The sequence below is a fragment of the Luteimonas deserti genome, assembly GCF_013425765.1.
Classification (GTDB): domain Bacteria; phylum Pseudomonadota; class Gammaproteobacteria; order Xanthomonadales; family Xanthomonadaceae; genus Luteimonas; species Luteimonas deserti.
In genome coordinates this window covers 601,031-622,207 of sequence record NZ_JACCJZ010000020.1, presented here as the reverse complement: position 1 = coordinate 622,207, position 21,177 = coordinate 601,031, and the positions used below count along the sequence as shown (strand labels likewise).

Genomic DNA, 21,177 nt, shown 5'->3' with positions numbered 1-21,177 from the left:
CGGCTCAGGCCGCGCGTGCATCGCGCGGTGCGACCGCGCGCATGGCATCGATCGCGGCGCCGACGGCCGCCGCCGCGGCCTCGGGCCGCTCCATCGGAAACAGATGGCTTCCGTCCAGCCACGCCACACGTGCGCCGACCAGCGTCCGGGTCGCCCCGAGACCGATCTGGCGGACCTCGCGCGAGTTCCGGCCGCCGATGAAGGCCACGGGTGCGGATATCCGTCGCGCTGCGCGACATACGGTGCGGGTCGGCAGGGTCCTGTAGACGCTGCACTCGACCTCGCGGTCGAACAACAGCCGGCGGCCATCGGCATCCGGCACCGTGGCCGACCATGCGTAGTCGTCGAGAACACGCGGGTCCCAACGCGCGAACGCCGGTTTGGCGGCGAAATGCGCGCGCACCGCGTCGACATCCGGCCACCGGGCCCGTCGCTGCAGGGTCTGCTGAAGGGGTAACAGGTGCCGGTCGAGGCCGGTCCGGCGCGACCAGCGCAGCAGATGCCCGGTCATCCCGCCGATCAGGGGCGAATCGAGCAGCACGACGCCCGCCACCTGTGCACCCGGTTGCGCCGCCGCGAGCAGGCTGAGATAGCCACCGAGCGAGTGCCCGACCAGCCAGACGGCGCCCCCGTCCCGCCGCACCTCGAGATGGTCCTGCAGCTGACGGCTCAGACCGTGCCAGCCGCGGGCGACCGGATACCGCGGATCGTGACCGAACACGTCCACGTGCGAGACCTCGAAGCCACGCCTCAGCGGCGCGAGCATGCGCGCATAGGTCGCCGCGGGAAATCCGTTGGCGTGCGAGAACACCAGACGCTCGGCGAGCGCGCCACCATCGGGAGTCGATCCCGCACCGGCCATCAGCGCAGACCCAGCGACACGCCGACACCTCCTCTCCACTCCGCGGCCGAGGTGTCGAGGCCGCGCAGCAACGACACGTCGAGCTGGAAGCGCGGCCGCGGTTGCCAGGCCAATCCGCCGCCGGCGAGCAGGCCGCGGGCGGCGCCGGTGCCGGCCACCGCCTCGACGAATCCGGTGAGACCGTCGCGCTCGACGATCTGAAGGCTGGGCGACAGGCGCAACCCGCTGCCGTCCTCGTCCCGAAGCGCCTCTGCGTAGAGAGCGTACCCGCGGCCGCCGGTCGTCTCGCCGGCCACCGTCGCGCCGAGACTGCGAGCGCGTCGCGTCGGACGCAGTCCCTCCGACCCGGTCGACAGACCCTGCCGCGCCAGGACCGCCCACTCGAGCGTGCCCGAAACCGGGAGCGCCCACTTCAGCGCCACGCTGCTGTCGCCCGCGCCGCTCACGCGCTCCCGGCCGGCCGGTCCGCGTGTCGCCAGGTGCACGTGGGGCTCACCCGCCAGTTGCAGCTCGAGCGATGCGCCCAGACCGATCCGCAGCAGACTGCCGAAGGTCCGGGTGTGTGTGCGGATGCCGTCGCCGGTCTCGCGTTCGACATCGGGCAGGCCCTGCTCCCACGCGATCCGGCCCGCGTCCAGCACCGATGCCGCCATGTCCGTGCCCGGGCGCTCGAAGGCATAGGCATCGTCGGCCCGGCCCGGCAGCGATGCACAGGTCAGGGCAAGGCCGGCGAGTACGCTGCAGCAGGCGCCACGCATCACCACACCAGATCGTCCGGCACCTGGTATTTCGGATCGCTGTAGGGATCGTCGCCGGCCGGCGCGGCGGGATCGACACGGAGGGCGACGCCCGGGGGGAAGATGGCCGCGGCCTCGTCCAGGACCGCCGTCGTCACCAGCAGGTAACGCCCGTTGACCTGCACCACGCCCAGCTCGCCGGCATTGAGCGCCCTGAGCTGCTCGGCATCCACGTGGATGCGCTTGATCTTGCCGCCGTACTCGAAGTGCCGGGCGATGTCGGCATCCGCGCGATTGAGCGCCTTGTCCTTGACGAACGCGTCGAACTTCGCACGCGCCTCGCGGCGCAGGCGCGCCTCGTCCTGCCTCCGGCGCTCGGCCTCGATGCGCTCGTCCTTCTCGCGCTGGGCACGGATGGCGTAGGCCTTGGCCAGATCGATGTCGTCGCGGGGCGGACGGGGCTTGCGTGCGGGAGGGCCGGTGCGCCGCTCGTTCGCGCGCGGCGCGGGACCGGCCGGCGCCCCGCCCTTGGCCGGCCGGGCCGGATGCGGGCGGCGCTCGTCCGGACGACCGCGTGCGCCGTCGCGCTTGGGCGGCGCCGGGGCCGGCGCCTTGAAGCCAAGGCCGAGCAACTGGTCACGCAGGGAATCGGTCATCGGTCAATCGCCGCAAGGGCGCTCAGTAATGCGGGGGTGGCGGCTCGTCGGCTGCATCGGGGAACTGCACCGTGCGCGCCTGGCGCAGGTCGTCCATCACCCGCCGCAACAGGCCGGTCTGCGCGCCCAGCTCGCGTCGCGCCTCGCTCAGCGCATCGTTGAGCTGGGCGAGTGTGTCTTCCTGGAACGCGAGGCGCGTTTCCAGTTCGGTGATCCGCGCCTCGAGCACGGTGTGGGCATCGTCTGGCGTCATGGGAGATCGACCGCGGGCGCCGCGCCGGTGCAGGCACGGCGCCGCACGGCTCAGTTCGTGACGATGCCCTGCAGCTCCACCTCGAAGGCCAGCGCCTGGTTCGGTCCGATCGGGCCCGAACCCATCTCGCCGTAGCCGAGGTTGCCCGGGATCCACAGCTCGTACTTGCTGCCGACCGGCATCAGCTGCAGGCCTTCCTGCCAGCCCGGCACCACCTGGTTGAGCGCGAACTGCGCCGGCTCGCCGCGATCGTAGGAGCTGTCGAAGGTCTCGCCATTGAGCAGCGTGCCCTTGTAGTGCACGCGCACGGTGTCGTTCGGGCCCGGCTTCGGGCCGCTGCCCTCGGTGACCACGCGGTACTGCAGGCCAGAGGCCGTCGTCTGCACGCCGTCGCGCTTGGCGTTCTCGGCGAAGAAGGTTTCGGCCTCGGTGGCGTTGGTCTTGGCCTTCTGCTCCATCTCGGCCAGCTGCTTGGCCTGCATGCGCTCGCCGAACGCCTGCATCACCGCCATCGCGTGCTCGTCGCTGATCTCGATCGCCTTGTCGTCCAGCGTCTCGGCGATGGCCCGCTGCAGCGTCTTGACGTCCAGCTCGTCCTTGATCTGCTTGAGCTGCTCGCCCATCTGGTTACCGATGATGTAGCTGATCTGCTCGCGCTCGCCCTTGAGCCCGGCGATCTCGGCGCCACCCGCCGCACTGTCCGCCGCCGTGGTCTCCACCGGCTTGCCGGTCTCCTTGTCGATCGGCTTGCAGGCGATCATCGCCAGCGGCAGGGCAGCGGCGAGGCCGGCAACGGCGATACGCGTGGTGGTCTTCATCTGGGGACAGCTCCGTTCGGGGTCGATACGTGGAAGTGGGCGTGCCGCGGGATGCGGCGGTGCCGCCGGGTCAGAGGATGTCGATCAGCTCGACGTCGAAGACCAGGGTGGCATTGGGCGGGATGTTCGGCGGGCTTCCGCGCGGACCGTAGGCGAGATCGCCCGGAATCCAGAACCGGTACTTCGCACCGATCGGCATCAGCTGCAGGCCCTCGGTCCAGCCGGCGATCACCTGGCCCAGCCCGAACACCGCGGGTTCGTTGCGCGCATAGGAACTGTCGAACTCGGTGCCGTCGAGCAACGTGCCGCGGTAGTGCACGCGGACCCGGTCGCTGGCCCGCGGGCGTGGACCCTGGCCCTGCCGCTCGACCCGGTACTGGATGCCCGAGGCGGTGGCGAACACGCCGGGCTTCGCGCGATTGTCCGCAAGCGCACGCGCGCCGGCGTCCCGCTCGGCCTGCGCCGTGGCCGCTGCCCGCGCCTGGGCGCGGGCGACCATCGCCTGGCGCACGGCCGTGATCTCCGCCTCCGCCATCGTCGCCGGACCACCCGCGAGCGTCTCGCGCAGTCCCTTCATCAATGCCGGCACATCGACTTCGTCCTTGAGCGGCAGCAGCGAACGTCCGATATCGGCGCCGACCAGGGTCCCGGCCTTGGCACGGTCGACGGCAGGCGGCTCGCTGCCGGGGGGCAGACCCGGCACCGGGCGTCCGCTGCGGACGGCGACCCGCTGCGCCAGCGCCAGACCCAGCTGCTGGCGCTCGGCGTCGGGTATCACGGGCGGCTGCCCGCCCAGCGTCGCCACCAGCGCGCGCTCGAAGGCGGCGAGATCGAGGTCTTCGCCGACCTGGGCCAACGATTCCGCCACGTCCAGGCCCAGCACATGGCTGGTCCGCGCGCGATCGGTGGCCGTCTCGGCCGCCAGCGCCGGTGTACCGGCCGCAACCAGCAGCGCCAGCGTGCCGGCGCGCAACAGGGTCAACATCCGCAGGATCTCCCGCCCGGACGATCCGGGCTGATGCAGCCGCGTATTGTCGCGGCGATGGCGTGCCGGGGGCAATCGCCCGCCTGTCCGGCTCAGGGCCGCTTCAGCGCGCGGCCGTCCGGACGCGGCGCGGCGAGCGCGCGTTGGATGGCGGCGACGATCTCCGGGTCGTCGGGCAGCGTGCGGCTCCCCCACTGGGCCAGCACCCGGCCGTCCCGGCCCACCAGATACTTGTGGAAGTTCCATTGCGGGGCCTGTCCGGTGGCCTCGGTGAGCTGGCGGTAGAGCGGCGTCGCCTGCGCACCGACCACCTGCACCTTCTCGAACATCGGGAAGTTCACCCCGTAGGTCAGCGTGCAGAACTCCTGGATGGCCTGCTCGTCCTCGAACTCCTGCTCGCGGAAATCGCCCGACGGAAAGCCCAGGACCGCGAAGCCACGGCCCTGGAAACGCGTGTGCAGCGCTTCCAGCGCCTCGAACTGCGGCGTGAAGCCACACTTGCTCGCGGTGTTGACCACCAGCAGCACCTGACCGCCATAGCGGCGTGCGAGATCCACCGGCTCGCGTCCCGCGAGTGGCCGGTAGCGGTGATCGAGAACGCCGGCGCTGGTCGAGGGCGATACGGCAGCCGTCGCCGGCGCCTGTGCGGATGCCGCGTTCGCCCCGAAGACGAGCGTCAGCACGAGCACGGCGGATGGAAGAATGCGCTCGGACATGCGGATCGACATTGCGAGGTCCCCTCGGCAGGTCCCCCTGCCATCAGTTGGGTGGACATGGGCCACCCGGGTGTTGACACGGTCTGATGTGGTGTTATAGTTGCCTACAACACCTACCCACTAGAGCAGGACGGTCCCATGAACCGCAAGCTCCACACCCCGATCTTCGCATGCGCCGCGTCCGCCGCCACGCTGGCCATCGCCCTGCTGGTCGCGTGGCCGGCGCAGTCGCTCGATGCCGCCGGGGTCGCCACGGCGGCCGTGCCGGCCGAGCGCAAGATGCCCGCGAGTGTGCGGACGCCGGTGGTCGACGAGGCTCCGACGTCCAGCGCCCCGCGCAGTCGCAGCAAGCGCGCCCGCACCGCCATCGCCATGCCGTACTTCTCGTTCGCGCGGGGCACGGGTGGAAGGAGCTGACGCCATGGCCAACATCGAATGGAGCGACGGCGCTCCCATCTATCGGCAGTTGAAGGAGCGCGTCATCGCGATGATGCTCGACGGCGTGCTGAAGCCCGGCGACGCCCTGCCCTCGGTCCGGCAGGTCGCAGCCGACTACCAGCTCAATCCGATCACCGTCTCGCGCGCCTACCAGGAACTCGCCGACGAGGCGCTCGTCGAGAAGCGCCGCGGCCTGGGCATGTTCGTCACCGAGGAGGCCTCGAAGAAGCTGCGCAGCAGCGAACGCGAGCGCTTCCTCCAGGACGAATGGCCGCTGGTCGTTGAACGGATCGAACGCCTCGGCCTGTCGGCCCGGGACCTGCTGCAATCCATCGGCAATGGAGCCAACGAATGAACGCCGTCATCGACACGCCGGTCATCGCCGCGCGCAACCTCTCCAAGATCTACAAGGGCGCGCGCGCGCTCGACGGCACCAGCTTCCAGATTCCCGCCGGTCGCATCGTCGGGCTGATCGGTCCCAACGGCGCCGGCAAGACCACCGCGCTCAAGGCGCTGCTGGGCCTGATCCGCTTCGACGGCGAGATGTCGGTGCTGGGGCGCGACCCGCGCACCGAGCGCGACGCACTGATGAACGATGTCTGCTTCATCGCCGACGTCGCCGTGCTGCCGCGCTGGATGCGCGTGCGCGATGCGATCGACTTCGTCGAGGGCGTGCATCCCCGCTTCGACCGTGTCCGCTGCGAGCGTTTCCTGGCCAACACCAAGCTGATGCCGAAGCAGCGCGTCCGCGAGATGTCCAAGGGCATGATCGTGCAGCTGCACCTGGCGCTGGTGATGGCGATCGACGCCAAGCTGCTGGTCCTCGACGAACCCACGCTCGGCCTCGACATCCTCTATCGCAAGCAGTTCTACCAGCGCCTGCTGGAGGACTATTTCGACGAGCAGAAAACCATCATCGTCACCACCCACCAGGTCGAGGAGATCGAGCACATCCTGACCGACGTGCTCTTCATCCAGAACGGCAAGATCGTGCTGGACGCGCCGATGGACGACGTCGGCGAACGTTTCGTCGAAGTGCTGGTGAACCCCGACCAGCTCGACGCCGCCCGCGCCCATCGTCCGATCGACGAGCGCGCCCTGCCTTTCGGCAAGACCGTGATGCTGTTCGACGGCGTCCCCGTCTCCACCCTCTCCGCCTTCGGTGAGACCCGCACGCCGGGCCTGGCCGACCTGTTCGTGGCCACGATGAAAGGAGCCTACGCATGAACGCGACCGCCGAACACATCGACCCTCCGGCGCCGGCGCGCAGTGCCGAGCGCCCGCATCCCACACATACCTTCCGGCTGCTGTTGCGCCGCGAGTACTGGGAGCACAAGGGCGGCATCGTCTGGGCGCCACTGATCGCCGGCGGAATATCGCTGCTGCTCTCGGTGGGCCTGCTGGTGGTGGCGATCTTCGTCGCCCACCGCTCGGTGGCTGAAGGCCACACGATCGAGGCCAACGGCGTGACGATCAACGGCGTGGATCTGGGCGCCCTGGTCCAGCAGCTCACCAGCGAGGACATGCGCCAGCTGGCCGACGGCCTCTACGTCACGCTGTTCATGTCGTCCACCTGGCCGTTCCTGGTGATGATCTTCGTCGCCTTCTTCTATTGCCTCGGCGCGCTCTACGACGACCGCAAGGACCGCAGCGTGCTGTTCTGGAAATCGCTCCCGGTGTCCGACGGCGCGACGGTCCTGTCGAAGGTGGTCACGGCGGTGATCGTGATCCCGCTGGTCGCCACCCTGGTCGCCATCGCGACGATGGTGCTGTTTCTGGTGGCCTTGAGCATCGGCGCGGCTGCGCACGGGGCCAACCCGTTGCCGCTGCTCTGGGGCAATGGCAGCGTGTTCCTGCTGGCTGGCCAGTTCCTCGCGGCGATCCCGGTGTACGCCTGCTGGGCCCTGCCGACCGTCGGCTGGTTGATGCTCTGCTCGGCCTGGGCCCGGGGCAAGCCGTTCCTGTGGGCGGTGCTGATCCCCCTGGCCCTGGGCGTGGCCAGCTCGATGACCGGCCTGCTGCAGCTGGCGGGACTGGACCGCCACTGGCTCTGGGGCAACGTCGTCGCACGGATGCTGCTGGGGACAGTCCCGCTGACCGGGGCCGACCTGTCCTACATCCAGCGCGCGACCAGTGAAGGCGGTCAGGTCACCAACCTGCTGAGCGTGTCCGGGGTCTACTCGAACTTCGCGACCCCCGCGATGTGGACGGGCATCGTCGCCGGCGTGCTGATGCTGCTTCTCGCGGTGCGTCTGCGCCGCTGGCGTGAGGAAGGCTGAGCCCGGCTCAGGAGGGAGACCGATGATGACCCCGATGCAGACGCTTTCTAGACTGGCCGCTCTCGCCGTGATGCTGTGCCTGTCCTCGGGGGCGAACGCGGCCCCCCCCGACGAGGCCGGGATCGACGCCGGGATCCGCCGCGATCTGGCCGAGGCGCGCCGCGAGATCCGCACGGATCTCGCCCGCGCCAGAGCCGAGCTCGACGCCGACAACCTCGTGCTCGGCGACGGTCACGGTTTCACCGCCCGGCGCAGCACGCCCCGGGACGCGGCCTTGCCGCGCGCCGAGATCACGCCCGCTGGTGATTTCCTCATCGCCGGCGCGCCGGTGGCCATCGATGCGGACCAGCGTCGCCAGCTGCTGGCCTACCGCAGCGAGATCCTCGCGGTCGCCCACGCCGGCATCGACATCGGTGAAGCCAGCGCGCTGGCGGCCATCGATGCGGTGGACCGCGGCGTCTGGCGCATGGTGCTCGGCGCGTTCACGGGCAGCCTCGAGCGGCGTGTGGAGCGCACCGTGCGCACGACCGTCGAGCCCGCTGCGCTGCAGCTCTGCGATCGTCTGCCCGCAGTGATGGCGGCGCAGCACCAGCTCGCTGCCGATCTGCCTGCCTTCGGCCCCTACGCCAGCCTCCAGCCGGCGGACATCACGGCCTGCCGCCGTGATGTCCGTCGCCAGGTCGCGGCCCGCTGATACGGCCGCGCCCGCCGGAGTCGTTCGCCAGACCTGTTCCGCCGCATCCGCATCCATTCCAAGCAATCGAGGACACCCGACATGAGCCCACGCACTGCCGTCTGCCTGCTTCCGTTCACGCTCGCCGCCTGTCTCGCTGCCCCATTGGCTGCCGAGGCCCAGGACGGCGACAAATGCCGCCACACCGAAGCGCGCGAACTCACGCTCGATCTGGCCGGCGTGCGCACAGTGCGCTTCGACATCGGGGCCAGCAAGCTGCGCGTCGAGGGTGCAGGCTCGCCGGACACGGTCCTGCGCGGTCGCGCCTGCGCATCGTCCGACGGTCTCCTGCAGCGGCTCGTACTGGACCAGTCCAAGTCCGGCGATACGCTCACCGTGCGCCTGCGCCGCGAGACCAGCGGCAGCATGGGCTGGTTCGCCAACAACTACGCCTACCTCGACCTCACCGGCCAGGTCCCCAGCGGCATGCTGGTGCAGGCCGTGGTGGGCTCGGGCGATGCCTGGGTCACCGGTGTGTCGGCGGCGAGCGCCGACGTCGGCTCCGGCGACGCGGAGCTGCGGCGCATCGCAGGCCGCGCCACGGTGAAGGTCGGCTCGGGCGACGTCACCGTCGACGACGCGGGTGAGCTCAAGGTGCTGTCGATCGGATCGGGCGACGTCGGAGCCGCGAACGTGCGCGGTCCGGTCGAGGTCGGCAGCATCGGTTCGGGCGATTTTTCGCTCAAGGGCGCAGGCGGCGATGTGCGCATCGGCAGCCTGGGCTCGGGCGACATCGATCTGCGCGACGTCACCGGCAACGTCTCGGTCGGTTCGATCGGGTCGGGGGATCTCGACGTGCACGGCGTCAGCGGCAACCTCGACGTGGCGTCGAAGGGCAGCGGCGACGTCGGCGCACGCGACGTACGCGGCACCGTGACCATCCCGCGCAAGCGCTGAGTTCCGACAGCTCCGGAGACCGACCATGAAGACCCTGCCGTCCCGCACGCTTCCCCTCGTCCTGCTGCTCGCCGGCGTGGGCATGCTGACCGCCTGCTCACGCGACGACACGCCCGCACCCGCGATCGGCGACGCCGGCACGCAGCCCGTCGACGACGGCTTCATCGTCCGCACGACACGCAACGCGCTGGAGACCGCGCGCAAGGAGATGGCCGAGAGCAACATCAGTGTCGGCGGCACCCGGGCGGGTGGGTTGGACATCAACGGCTTCCGGATCGGCGGTGCCAGCAGCCGCACGTCCACGCTGCCGAAGGCGGAGATCAGCCCGGCCGGCGACTTCCTCGTCGACGGCAAACCCGTCGAGATCGACGCAGCGCAGCGCGAGTTGCTGCTGGCGCACCGCGCCAGCATCGTCGCGATCGCCGAAGCGGGCATCGCGATCGGCGTCCAGGGCGCCCAGCTCGGCGCCGAGGCCGCGAAGGGCGCGATCACCAGCCTGATGTCGGGCAAGTCGGCCGAGTTCGAAGCGCGCATGCAGGCGGAGGGCGAGAAGATGGAGGCCGAAGCCGTGAAGCTGTGCGACCGCCTGCCGGCCCTGCTCGCCTCGCAACAGGCGCTGGCGGCGGCCCTGCCTGCGTTCCAGCCCTATGCCACGATGGACGCGTCCGACGTCGACGACTGCCGCAACAAGCGCCGTGACCGGCGCGAACGGCGCGGCAATGCCGCCGCGGAGGCCGATGCGGCGACGGGGCCGGCGTCGAACTGAGCCGCGCGTCGCGCTGATCAGGGTGCCGCGTCGATCGGGTGAAGCGCCCAGACTCCGTCTCTTCATCATCCTGTGGCACCCGATCGCCGCGGACCGTTGCGTATCGTTTCCGGTGCTCGGATGACGGCATCGATATTTCACCGGGCGTCGGACCGGGACGGAGGTCCGGCCGGATCGTGGAATCGAGGACCGTCTCGATGCGCTCGAGCGGCGGAGCCGCGAATCGCGGCCGCACCGCGCAAGTCTTGCCGGCTTGCGGTCGTGCCCACTGTCCTTCAGTTGCCGCGTCCGCGGCGCCCATCCAGGTCCGCGCACACTGCGTGCAAGTGAGCTATGGGCGTCGATCCAGCGGCGCACGAGCGGCTACGGCCGTCGGATGACGTGCCCGACGCGGGGATCGACGGGCGGCGCGTCGATCGAGGCAGCGCAGTCGCCGGCGTCATGCCGTACGACCGAACCGGTCGCGACCGTGGAGGTGAGGTGACCTGGAGGAAGGCGACGCCGTCGGGTGGACCCTCGATGGGCGCCAGGGTCATAACGCCCTGTTGGTCGCGGGTCCGCACGGGTCGACATCACTGCAGGGCCGGCACGGCCAATAGATTGGATTGGCGCGGACGCCAACGGGGCCCGCCCGGGCTGACCGTTTGAGGCCGTGCAACGGCAGGTTCCGCAGATCGCGACACGCTCCGGCGCGACCTGCGGACTGTTCCGCAACGACCTGCAGACGGACACGCCCCGAGGTCTGCCACGGGTCCAGGTCGCCATCTCCAACAGCGGCACCAGTGCAGGAGCCTGCGATGCTGCCGCGCAACACCGGCACGCCGCAGGTCGGCCCCGATCCCGCGACGCCGTACGTTGCGTGCGTCCTTCCATGCGAACGCACCGCCCTGCCTGCCGGACCGGCCAGAGGCCGGTCCTTGTCCGTCCTCAGCCGCCGCCGGCGCCTGCGTGGATGCCGCCCCTGGTCAGTCCAGCGGGGTCGAGCAGCCGCTCCAGCTCCGCGTCCGACAGACCGCTGTCCTCGCGGGCGATGTCGAGCACGGGACGCTGCTCCTTGTAGGCGCGCTTGGCGATCTCGGCGGCCTTTTCGTAGCCGATGATCGGATTCAGGGCGGTGACCAGGATCGGGTTGCGCGCGAGCGCCGCGTCGACGTTGTCGCGGCGCACCTTGAGTCCCGCGATGGCCGAATCGGCGAGCAGGCGCGAGACGTTCGACAGCAGCTGGATCGACTCGATCAGGTTCGCCGCGATCAGCGGCAGTGCCACGTTGAGCTGGAAGTTGCCGGTCTGCCCGGCGATGGTGATCGCGGTGTGGTGTCCCATCACCTGCGCGGCGACCATCACCGTCGCCTCCGGGATCACCGGGTTGACCTTGCCCGGCATGATCGAGCTGCCCGGCTGCAGCGCCGGCAGCTCGATCTCGCCGAGGCCGCCGAGGGGTCCGGAATTCATCCAGCGCAGATCGTTGGCGATCTTGATCAGCGCGACCGCCAGCGCATTGAGCTGGCCCGACAGCTCCACTGCGTCATCCTGCGCGGCGATGCCCTCGAACCGGTCGGCCGCCGCCTCGAACGTCACTCCGGCCAGGCGCGAGAGTTCCCGCGCGACCTTCTTGCCGAACTGCGGATGGGCATTGATGCCGGTGCCGATCGCGGTGCCGCCGATCGGCAATCGGCGCAGGCGTTTGAGGGTGTCGTCGAGCCGCGCTTCGGCCGAAGCGATCTGCGCCGACCACGCGCCGAATTCCTGGGCGAAGGTCAGTGGCATGGCGTCCATCAAATGCGTGCGGCCGGTCTTGACCACCTTGCCGAGCGCCTTGCCACGGCGATCGATCGTACGCCGCAGATGCTTGAGCGCCGGCAGCAGATCCTCGACCACCGCGAGCTGCGCGGAGACGCGGATCGCGGTCGGGATCACGTCGTTCGAGCTCTGGCCCAGGTTGACGTGATCGTTGGGGTGGACCTGGCGCGAGGCATTGGAGGCCAGCATCGCGATGACCTCGTTGGCGTTCATGTTGGACGAGGTGCCCGAGCCGGTCTGATAGACGTCGACCGGGAAATGCGCGTCGTGCCGGCCGTCCGCCACCTCGAGGGCCGCGGCGCGGATCGCCTTGCCGACCTTGGCGGGCAGCAGTTCCAGCCCCGCGTTGACCTCGGCGGCGGCCGCCTTGACAAGCCCCAGCGCCCGGATGAAGCCGCGCGGCATCGGGCGGCCGGAGATCGGGAAATTCTGTACGGCGCGCTGGGTCTGCGCGCCCCATAGCGCGTCGGCCGGCACCTGCAGCTCGCCCATGCTGTCGTGTTCGGTCCGGTATCCGTCGGTGCGGGTGGCTTTGCTCATCGGGTGCGACTCCCTTGAAAGAACGGACGGCGCGCCGGGTGCGGCGGCCGCGGGCGTGGGTGCCCGGGCCGCGGCACGGCGCCGGTGTCGATGCCGATCCGGCCGCGTCGCGCCGAGCGCGATACCGGCCATGGCGGTGCCGGGGCAGGATACGCCAGCGTCCTACGGGCTAAAATGACGCCCCGTCCACGCCCGCACGCCTCCATGACCGATACCCGCACCGTCGAGAGCGCCCTGCTCGCCCTCTCTCCGCTCGACGGCCGGTACGCGGGCAAGGTCGACGCCCTGCGTCCGATCTTCTCCGAGTACGGGCTGATCCGGGCACGGGTGAAGGTGGAGGTGGAATGGCTGCTCGCGCTCGCCGCCGAGCCCGGCATCGGCGAGCTGGCGCCGTTCTCCGACGCCGCGGCCGCACGTCTGCGTGCGCTGGCCGACGACTTCAGCCCGGCCGATGCCGCCGGCGTCAAGGCGATCGAACGCACCACCAACCACGACGTCAAGGCGGTCGAGTACTTCATCAAGGAGCGCCTGAAGGACGATGCGGAGCTGGCGCCGGCCCTGGAGTTCGTACACTTCGCCTGCACCAGCGAGGACATCAACAACCTGTCCTACGGCCTGATGCTCGAGCAGGCGCGGCGCGAGGTCGTGGTGCCGGGGTTCGAGGACATCGTGGCCCGCCTGCGTACGCTGGCCCACGCCCAGGCCGCGCAGCCGATGCTCTCGCGCACCCATGGCCAGACCGCGTCGCCGACCACGCTGGGCAAGGAACTGGCCAATGTCGTCGCGCGTCTGGAGCGGCAGATCCAGCAGATCGGGGCCGTCGAGCTGACCGGCAAGATCAACGGCGCCGTCGGCAACTACAACGCGCACGTGGCCAGCTATCCCGACGTCGACTGGCCCGCATTCGCGCAGCGCTTCGTCGAAGGCCTGGGCCTGGTGTTCAACCCCTACACCACCCAGATCGAACCGCACGACGCGATCGCCGAGATCGGCGATGCCGCGCGCCGCGCCAACACGATCCTCGTCGACCTGTCGCGCGACGTCTGGGGCTACATCTCGCTGGGCTACTTCAAGCAGAAGCTCAAGGACGGCGAAGTCGGCTCGTCGACGATGCCGCACAAGGTCAACCCGATCGACTTCGAGAACGCCGAGGGCAACTTCGGCATCGCCAACGCGCTGTTCGAGCACTTCAGCGCCAAGCTGCCGATCAGCCGCTGGCAGCGCGACCTCACCGATTCCACGGTGCTGCGGGCGCTGGGCACCGCGTTCGGCCACACCCAGGTGGGCCTGGACTCGCTCGCCAAAGGCATCGGCAAGCTGGAGGTGAACCCGCAGCGCCTGGATGCCGATCTCGACGCGGCCTGGGAAGTGCTGGCCGAAGCCGTGCAGACGGTGATGCGTCGCCACGGCCTGCCCAATCCCTACGAGCAGCTCAAAGCGCTGACCCGCGGCCAGGGCATCACGGCCGAGTCGATGCAGGCCTTCGTCGAATCGCTGGACCTGCCCGACGACGCCAAGCAGTCCCTGCGTGTGCTCACACCCGGGCGCTACACCGGACTGGCCGAATCGCTCGCACGGGCCATCTGACGCGGCATTCCGCCGCATGCCTCGACCGCAAGGAATCCGTCATGCGTATCGCCCCGCCCGCCGTCCTCCTCGCCGCATGTCTGCTTTCCGCCTGCGGCGACACGTCATCCGGGGAGGCGTCGACGTCCGCCGCCGATGCCGCCGCGCGTGTCGTCTCCGCGGTGACCCGCGGCGTGCTGACCGACCCTGCCACCGGTGCGAACTGCAACGGGCAGGACGTCGCGATCACCCGGGACGGCTTCAGCCTCGTGCTCGAGGGCAACTGCGGAACCATCGTGGTCACCGGTTCCAACGGCGCCGTCAACGTCGACCGGGCGCGTGCGATCCGCGTCGACGGCCGTGAGGTCACGGTCTTGAACATGGAGGTGGCCGACGTCGAGGTGGCGGGCTCGAACAACATCCTCAACCTGACCGAGGTCGGCGCGCTGCGCATCGCCGGCGACGACAATATGGTGCTCGCCCGGCAGATCGAGCGGGTCGTGATCAGCGGCCGGTCCAATACGGTGAATCCGGACAACACGCCCGAACTCGACGACACCGGCAGCGGCAACCGGGTGCTGTGATCGAGCGCGCCGCGGTCGCGGGGTTCAGGTGCGGACGAGAATCTCGACCCGGCGGTTGAGCTGCCGCCCGCCGGGGTTGTCCTGACCGAGCACCGCGTTGGGCGCGACCGGTCGCGTTTCCCCGTAGCCGATGGCCTCGGCCTCCACGTCCAGACCGCGCGCCCGCAGCGCCGCGAGCACGGCTGCTGCGCGCCGTTCGGAGAGGGCCTGGTTGTAGGCATCGGTGCCCTTCGCGTCGGTGTGTCCGCCGATCTCCACGGCGCGCGCGCGGGTGCCACCGAGGGCACGGGCCAGGGTATCGAGCACGTCCGCGGCATCGGCGCGGATCTCCGAGCGGTCGAAGTCGAACAGCACCCGGTCGTTCAAGGTGATCAGATAGCCGCACGGGGCGCCGGGCGGCGCGAACCGGCGCAGCGGTGGAAAGCGGCCCGCGGGCGGCACCTTCGGCAGCGGCGCCATCGCCACCTCACGGCCCGGCGTGCCGACCATGCCGGTGCCGTCGCCGTGGTTGACGACGAGACTCGCCTCCCCGTTCCACGACCCGGACCCGTCGGCGTTGACTGTCACCAGCCCCTGCGGCCCGTTCCACGTGCCACTGCCGTCGCCGTTGATCTGGATCAGGCCGCTGTCGCCGTTCCAGGTACCGCCGCCCTTGCCGTCCAGGACGATCAGGCCGGCCGGTCCGTTGTAGGTGCCCGCGCCATCGGCCTCCACCTGGACCAGGGCGTCCTCGCCCTCGCCGATGGTGCCGTTGATGGTGCCGCTGCCGTCCGCCTCGATCGTGACCAATCCCCCTTCGAAGCGGGCCGTGCCGCTGCCGTCGGCATTGATCTGGAACAGCCCCTCGTCGCCGTTGCGGATCAGGTTGCCCGCCGCATCGACCGACGTGATGCCGGCATCGTTGACCAGCACGCCGTCGCTGCCGCAGCGGGCCGGCGCGACGCTGACGCCCTGCATGGGGTCCAGGACGGCCGCCATCGAGGCCTCGAGTGCGCGCTGGGCCGGCGTGACGCCGAGGATCTCCGGCACCACGATCAGCGGGATCGCCGGAAACTCCGGCAACGGCGCGTCCGCGTCAGCCGATGCCGATCGCGGATCGTCCGAGGCGGTCGTCGCAGCGGTCGCGGCGGCTCCGGGCGAAACCGTCGATGGCGCGGGCGGTGCGCCGCAGGCGGCCAGCCACAGGGTCGACACCAGGATCGGCAATACGCGCATGGAACGCTCCTCGGAACGGTGGCGGCACTTGAACTGCGCGCGCTTGGATTGTCAATCGGGGCTCACCCGGGCCGGCGACGCTCGGCGACCACGTGCCATGCATCGCGCTGCGGGCTGGGCGACAATGGCCGCCGTGCCGGCCGCGGTCGGCGTTCTCCCTGCCGGATCGCCCTTGAACGACACCGCTGCCCTTCCTTTCGAACTCGATGCCGGCCCCCACACTCCGCTGGGCATGCCGCCGGCGCTGTTCCTGCGCGATTACTGGCAGAAGCGCCCGCTGCTGATCCGCAACGCATTCCCGGGGCTCGAATCCCCGTTGCAACCCGAGGATCTGGCCGGCCTCGCCTGCGAGGAGGCCGCGCTGTCGCGGTTGATCCGTCACGACCGCAACCGTGACGCCTGGCAGGTGCAGACCGGTCCGTTCGACGAAGCGCTGTTTCCCGGCCTCGGCGACCGCGACTGGACGCTGCTGGTGCAGGACGTGGACAAATGGGATGCCGACGTCGCCGCGCTGCTGCCGCACTTCGCCTTCCTGCCGCGCTGGCGCATCGACGATGTAATGGTCAGTTTCGCCGCCACCGGCGGTTCGGTCGGCGCCCACGTCGACCAGTACGACGTGTTCCTGCTGCAGGGCCAGGGCCGCCGCCGCTGGCAGATCGACGCCTCGCAGGCCCTGGGACGCGGCGTACCGCCGCAGGCCTTCCGCGACGACGTCGAGCTGAAACTGCTGCGCGAGTTCACGTCCACCCACGACTGGGTCCTCGGGCCCGGCGACATGCTCTATCTGCCGCCGATGGTGCCGCACCACGGGGTGGCCGAGGACCCCTGCCTGACGTTCTCGGTGGGCATGCGCGCACCGTCGGTCGCCGAGTTGATCGGTGACTACGTCGACGCGCTGGCCGCCGACATCGACGAGAGCCGCCGCTATCACGACGCGACGCTTGCCGTGCCCGCCGATCCCAACGAGATCGATGCCGGGGCGATGGCGCGGGTGGCGGAGGCACTGGCCGTGCTGCGCACGGAGGATCCCGACGCGCTGGGCGAGTGGTTCGGCCGCTTCATCACCAGTTACCGCAATGCGCACCAGCCGATGCCTGCCGACACCGTTCCGCCGCGTATCGAGCTGGAGTGGCAGATGTCGGAGGGCGGCGCCGTGCTCCATCGCAACCCCTTCTCCCGGGTGGCGTGGCGACGCACCGCCGACGGCGCACGCCTGTTCGTGTCCGGCTCGGCGTTGCAGGTACCCGCGGCCGACGCACCGGTGATCGCGGCGGCCGACACGCTCGCGGGCGAGGCCTACGCCGCGCTGTCACCCGGAGGCCGTGACGCGGTCAACGCCCTGATCGAGCTGGGCCATTACCAGCTCGCCCTGCCCGACGACGCGTGAGCCGCGCCGTGCACATCGTCGAGATCGGGGAGTCCACCCAGCAGGCGACGGCGCACGCCTTGCGCGAGGCCGTCTTCGTGCAGGAACAGCAGGTGCCGGCCGAGCTGGAGCGCGACGCGTTGGACCCGTTGTGCCGCCACGTGCTGGCGCTCGATGCCGACGGCGCGGCGATCGGCACCGGGCGCCTGGCGCCCGATGGCAAGATCGGGCGGCTCGCCGTGCGCGCGGACAGGCGCGGCGAAGGTGTCGGTGAAGCCATGCTGCGCCGGCTCCTCGCGATTGCCGATGACCAGGGACTGCGCGCGACCTACCTGCACGCCCAGCTGAGGGCCACTGCGCTGTACGCGCGCAACGGCTTCGTCGCGCACGGCCCGCGCTTCGTCGAAGCCGGCATCGAGCATCGCGCGATGCGACGCCAGCCCGGCGCCGCGTTCGCGATCGACGATCTGCAGGCGGCCGTCGATGCGACGGTGACCCTGGTGCACGGGGCCAGGCGCGCGCTGTGGCTGCGCAGCCGCGATCTCGATCCCGGGCTGTACGACCATCCCGAGGTGCTCCAGGCGCTGCGCCGCTTCGCCACCGCCGGCCGCGATGGCCGGGTGCAGGTGCTGTTGCAGGACGCGGCCGCCGCCCAGCGCGGGCACGCGCCGCTGCTCGCACTCGCCCAGCGTCTGCCCACCGTGTTCGCGTTCCGCGAGGCCGACGACGCGGTCGACCGCGCGTTCGCGGGTGCATTCCTGGTCAGCGACGGTGGCGGCTACCTGCACCGGCCGCTCGGCCACCGGTTCGACGGTGAGGCGGCCGTCGCCCTGCCAGGACGCGCGCGTCAGTTGGAGCGCCAGTTCGCTCCGGTGTGGGAGCGTTCACGCCTGTGCACCGAGTTCCGCGCGCTCGGAATCTGAGCGCGCCCGCGCCCGCGCGGCGGCGGAACGAACGTTTGCGACCTTCGTCGAACACCGTGGCGGCGGGCGCCTCTGCTGCATGGCAGACGGCGGGCCGGGTATACTCCCGGGCCTCGATCGGCCCCCGCGGCGCGCAGATTCGCATGCGCCTGGGTGCGCCGCGCGCCCCCTCCCCACAGAGTCCGAATCACCCGACGTGGACAGTCTCCTGAAGCAGTTTGCGAAGTCGTCCCAGTTCGGCGCCAATGCCGCCTACATCGAAGACCTGTACGAGCAGTACCTGGTACAGCCCGACAGCGTCGGGGCCGACTGGAAACGTTGGTTCGATTCCTTCAAGGGCCGCGAGGCCGGCGACGTGCCCCATTCGGCCGTGCTGTCGGCGGTCGCCGAGGCCGGCCGCCAGGCGGCGCGCGGCGTGGTCGCCCAGGGCCCGGCCCAGGGCGCGGGTGACGAGCGGGAACGCCATGTCGGGCGCCTGATCACCGCCTACCGCTCGCGCGGCCATCTCGGTGCGCGGCTCGATCCGCTGGACCTGACCCCGCCGGTCAACCCGCCGGATCTGGGACTGCCGTTCCACCAGCTCACCGAGGCCGACCTCGACGACGAGTTCAGCACCGGCGGCGTGGCGGGCCAGCCGCGGATGAAGCTGCGCGACCTGCTGGCGCTGCTCAAGACCACGTACTCCAGCCAGATCGGCGCGGAGTTCATGCACATCCCCGATTTCGACCAGCGCAGCTGGCTCTACCAGCGCCTGGAGAAGGCCGGCGGCCGCTTCGCGCGCAGCGGGGACGAGAAGAAGCGCATCCTCCAGCGGCTCACCGCGGCCGAGGGACTCGAGCGGTATCTGCACACCAAATACGTCGGCCAGAAGCGCTTCTCGCTCGAGGGCGGCGACGCGCTGATTCCGCTGCTCGACACCGTGATCCAGCGCGCCGGCAAGGACGGGGTCAAGGACATCGTGCTCGGCATGGCCCACCGCGGCCGGCTCAACGTGCTGGTCAATACGCTGGGCAAGAATCCGCGCATCCTGTTCGACGAGTTCGAGGGCAAGTTCGAACACCACCACGACGACGATCGCGCCCACACCGGCGACGTGAAGTACCACATGGGCTTCTCGGCCGATCTGGTGACCCCCGGCGGCCCGGTGCATCTGGCGCTGGCGTTCAACCCCTCGCACCTGGAGATCGTCAACCCGGTGGTGGCAGGCAGCGTGCGCTCGCGCCAGCACCGCCGGCGCGACACCGAGCGCAAGGCCGTCGTGCCCGTGCTGCTGCACGGCGACGCCGCGTTCGCCGGCCAGGGCGTGAACATGGAGCTGTTCCAAATGTCGCAGGCCCGCGGCTTCGCGGTCGGCGGCACGGTGCACGTGGTCATCAACAACCAGGTCGGGTTCACCACCAGCGAGCGCCAGGATTCGCGCTCCACGCTGTACTGCACCGATGTCGCCAAGATGGTCGGCGCACCGGTGCTGCACGTGAATGCCGACGATCCCGAAGCGGTCGTGTTCTGCGCCGAGCTGGCCTACGACTTCCGGCAACAGTTCGGCAAGGACGTGGTCATCGACCTCGTCTGCTACCGGCGCCACGGCCACAACGAGGCCGACGAGCCGGCCGCGACCCAGCCGCTGATGTACCAGGTGATCCGCAAGCACAAGACGCCGCGCGAGCTCTACACCGCGCAGCTGGTGGCCGAGGGCGTGGTCACCGCCGACGAGGCCAAGGCCTTCGTCGACCGCTATCGCGACAAGCTCGACGCCGGCGAGGTCACGGTCGAGCTGGCCGATGCCAAGCCGTCCGACTACGAGCTCACGATCGACTGGGATCCCTACCTCGCAGGCCGTCTGACCGACACCCTGGACACCACCGTCTCGGTGGACACGCTGAAGGCGCTGGCCTCGCGGATCACCACGATTCCCGAATCGGTGAGCCTGCACGCACGTGTGGCCAAGATCTACGAGGACCGCCGCAAGATGGCGGCCGGCGAGATCCCCGGCGACTGGGGCTTTGCCGAGAACCTCGCCTACGCCACCCTGCTCGATGCCGGCCACCGCCTGCGCCTGGTGGGCCAGGACAGCGGCCGGGGCACGTTCTTCCACCGTCACGCGGTGCTGCACGACCAGAACAATGGCGAGGACTACATCCCGCTGCGCGAGCTGGTCAGCAATCCCGAGGACGCCACGATCATCGACTCGCTGCTGAGCGAGGAGGCGGTGATGGCGTTCGAGTACGGCTACGCCTCGTCCGAGCCGGGCACGCTGTGCATCTGGGAAGGCCAGTTCGGCGACTTCGCCAACGGCGCCCAGGTTGTCATCGACCAGTTCCTGTCGTCGGGCGAGGCCAAGTGGCAGCGCCTGTGCGGCCTGGCGCTGTTCCTGCCGCACGGCTACGAAGGCCAGGGCCCCGAACACAGCTCGGCGCGTCTCGAGCGCTTCCTCCAGCTGTGCGCGCTGGACAACATGATGGTCTGCGTGCCGACCACGCCGGCCCAGGCCTTCCACATGATCCGCCGCCAGCTGTGCATGACCACGCGCAAGCCGCTGGTGGTGATGACGCCGAAGTCGCTGCTGCGCCACAAGCTGGCCGTGTCCTCGCTCGAGGAACTGGCCAACGGCGAGTTCCAGCACCTGATCCCGGATGGCGAGGCCGATCCCAGCAAGGTGAAGCGGGTGGTCGTGTGTTCGGGCAAGGTCTACTACGACCTGCTCGAGGAAGCGCGCACGCAGTCGCTCGATACGGTCGCGCTGCTGCGTGTCGAGCAGCTGTATCCGTTCCCGCGTGGCCAGCTGACCGAGGAACTGAAGCGCTACGGCAAGGCGACCGAGGTCGTGTGGTGCCAGGAAGAGCCGCAGAACCAGGGCGCGTGGTACCAGATCAAGCACCATCTCGAGGCCTGCAAGGACGCCGGCCAGAAGCTGCACTACGCCGGCCGTGCCCGCTCGCCCTCGCCTGCCGTCGGTCACTTCAACGATCACGTCGCCGAGCAGCAGCAGTTGATCGCCGATGCGCTCGTCAACGACCTCGGCGGCAAGGTCTTCGCCGAATAA

The 21,177-nt window shown here is 70.2% G+C and carries 21 protein-coding genes; 12 read left to right on the top strand and 9 right to left on the bottom strand.

Going from position 1 to position 21,177, the window contains the following annotated elements; all coding sequences use genetic code 11:
- Positions 1-4: 4 nt before the first annotated feature.
- The 7 genes from H0E82_RS15505 to H0E82_RS15475 form a co-directional block, all read right to left on the bottom strand.
- Positions 5-862: an alpha/beta fold hydrolase gene (locus H0E82_RS15505; protein WP_180546354.1), complete on the bottom strand. Its 858-nt coding sequence runs from the start codon at positions 860-862 to the stop codon at positions 5-7.
- Positions 862-1,620, bottom strand: a complete 759-nt coding sequence (locus H0E82_RS15500) for a transporter family protein (RefSeq protein ID WP_180546353.1) — start codon at positions 1,618-1,620, stop codon at positions 862-864. The genes H0E82_RS15505 and H0E82_RS15500 overlap by 1 nt, the downstream gene beginning before the upstream one ends.
- A complete protein-coding gene (locus H0E82_RS15495) occupies positions 1,620-2,255 on the bottom strand; it encodes a DUF2058 domain-containing protein (protein WP_180546352.1) in 636 nt (211 codons plus the stop codon). The genes H0E82_RS15500 and H0E82_RS15495 overlap by 1 nt, the downstream gene beginning before the upstream one ends.
- A 22-nt stretch (positions 2,256-2,277) precedes the next feature.
- Positions 2,278-2,508, bottom strand: a complete 231-nt coding sequence (locus H0E82_RS15490) for a SlyX family protein (RefSeq protein ID WP_180546351.1) — start codon at positions 2,506-2,508, stop codon at positions 2,278-2,280.
- A gap of 50 nt (positions 2,509-2,558) precedes the next feature.
- Positions 2,559-3,326 (bottom strand): BamJ family beta-barrel-assembly machinery protein, encoded by a 768-nt coding sequence (bamJ, locus tag H0E82_RS15485; protein ID WP_180546350.1) that lies wholly within the window; start codon positions 3,324-3,326, stop codon positions 2,559-2,561.
- 70 nt (positions 3,327-3,396) lie between these two features.
- The gene (locus tag H0E82_RS16880) at positions 3,397-4,311 is read right to left on the bottom strand and encodes an FKBP-type peptidyl-prolyl cis-trans isomerase (RefSeq protein ID WP_180546349.1); all 915 of its coding nucleotides are present in this window, start codon (positions 4,309-4,311) and stop codon (positions 3,397-3,399) included.
- Between the two features lie 92 nt (positions 4,312-4,403).
- On the bottom strand, positions 4,404-5,039 hold the full coding sequence (locus tag H0E82_RS15475) for a glutathione peroxidase (RefSeq protein ID WP_235974335.1): 636 nt from the start codon (positions 5,037-5,039) through the stop codon (positions 4,404-4,406).
- Positions 5,040-5,165: 126 nt separating this feature from the next.
- On the opposite strand from H0E82_RS15475, the gene H0E82_RS15470 reads away from it, so the two are divergent.
- The 7 genes from H0E82_RS15470 (at position 5,166) to H0E82_RS15440 (ending at position 10,140) form a co-directional block, all read left to right on the top strand.
- Positions 5,166-5,444, top strand: a complete 279-nt coding sequence (locus H0E82_RS15470) for a hypothetical protein (protein ID WP_180546348.1) — start codon at positions 5,166-5,168, stop codon at positions 5,442-5,444.
- A 4-nt stretch (positions 5,445-5,448) separates the two neighbouring features.
- Entirely contained in the window at positions 5,449-5,820 is a 372-nt protein-coding gene (locus H0E82_RS15465) for a GntR family transcriptional regulator (protein ID WP_180546347.1), read from the top strand.
- Complete coding sequence (locus H0E82_RS15460) at positions 5,817-6,692, top strand: ABC transporter ATP-binding protein (RefSeq protein ID WP_180546346.1); 876 nt, start codon at positions 5,817-5,819, stop codon at positions 6,690-6,692. The genes H0E82_RS15465 and H0E82_RS15460 overlap by 4 nt, the downstream gene beginning before the upstream one ends.
- Positions 6,689-7,744: a hypothetical protein gene (locus H0E82_RS15455; protein WP_235974334.1), complete on the top strand. Its 1,056-nt coding sequence runs from the start codon at positions 6,689-6,691 to the stop codon at positions 7,742-7,744. The genes H0E82_RS15460 and H0E82_RS15455 overlap by 4 nt, the downstream gene beginning before the upstream one ends.
- Positions 7,745-7,769: 25 nt before the next feature.
- Entirely contained in the window at positions 7,770-8,438 is a 669-nt protein-coding gene (locus H0E82_RS15450; RefSeq protein WP_180546345.1) for a YggN family protein, read from the top strand.
- Between the two features lie 81 nt (positions 8,439-8,519).
- Positions 8,520-9,374 carry a DUF4097 family beta strand repeat-containing protein gene (locus H0E82_RS15445; protein WP_180546344.1) on the top strand — a complete coding sequence of 285 codons (855 nt, stop codon included), beginning with the start codon at positions 8,520-8,522 and terminating at the stop codon, positions 9,372-9,374.
- Positions 9,375-9,399: 25 nt separating this feature from the next.
- Complete coding sequence (locus H0E82_RS15440) at positions 9,400-10,140, top strand: YggN family protein (protein ID WP_180546343.1); 741 nt, start codon at positions 9,400-9,402, stop codon at positions 10,138-10,140.
- Between the two features lie 927 nt (positions 10,141-11,067).
- Here H0E82_RS15440 and H0E82_RS15435 read toward each other — a convergent pair.
- Positions 11,068-12,480 carry a class II fumarate hydratase gene (locus H0E82_RS15435; protein WP_180546342.1) on the bottom strand — a complete coding sequence of 471 codons (1,413 nt, stop codon included), beginning with the start codon at positions 12,478-12,480 and terminating at the stop codon, positions 11,068-11,070.
- 204 nt (positions 12,481-12,684) lie between these two features.
- Between H0E82_RS15435 and purB the strand changes: the two genes are divergently transcribed.
- On the top strand, positions 12,685-14,067 hold the full coding sequence (gene purB, locus H0E82_RS15430; protein ID WP_180546341.1) for an adenylosuccinate lyase: 1,383 nt from the start codon (positions 12,685-12,687) through the stop codon (positions 14,065-14,067).
- Positions 14,068-14,108: 41 nt separating this feature from the next.
- Positions 14,109-14,630 carry a DUF3060 domain-containing protein gene (locus tag H0E82_RS15425; RefSeq protein WP_180546340.1) on the top strand — a complete coding sequence of 174 codons (522 nt, stop codon included), beginning with the start codon at positions 14,109-14,111 and terminating at the stop codon, positions 14,628-14,630.
- A 24-nt stretch (positions 14,631-14,654) separates the two neighbouring features.
- Here the strand turns inward: H0E82_RS15425 and H0E82_RS15420 are convergent, their stop codons facing one another.
- Positions 14,655-15,845, bottom strand: coding sequence for an OmpA family protein (locus H0E82_RS15420; protein WP_180546339.1), 1,191 nt, complete (start codon positions 15,843-15,845; stop codon positions 14,655-14,657).
- 124 nt (positions 15,846-15,969) lie between these two features.
- Between H0E82_RS15420 and H0E82_RS15415 the strand changes: the two genes are divergently transcribed.
- From H0E82_RS15415 to H0E82_RS15405, 3 genes are all read left to right on the top strand, one after another.
- Positions 15,970-17,232, top strand: a complete 1,263-nt coding sequence (locus H0E82_RS15415) for a cupin domain-containing protein (protein ID WP_180546601.1) — start codon at positions 15,970-15,972, stop codon at positions 17,230-17,232.
- Positions 17,229-18,134, top strand: a complete 906-nt coding sequence (locus H0E82_RS15410) for a GNAT family N-acetyltransferase (RefSeq protein WP_328797057.1) — start codon at positions 17,229-17,231, stop codon at positions 18,132-18,134. Before H0E82_RS15415 ends, H0E82_RS15410 begins: the two co-directional genes overlap by 4 nt.
- Positions 18,135-18,330: 196 nt before the next feature.
- The gene (locus H0E82_RS15405; protein WP_328797056.1) at positions 18,331-21,177 is read left to right on the top strand and encodes a 2-oxoglutarate dehydrogenase E1 component; all 2,847 of its coding nucleotides are present in this window, start codon (positions 18,331-18,333) and stop codon (positions 21,175-21,177) included.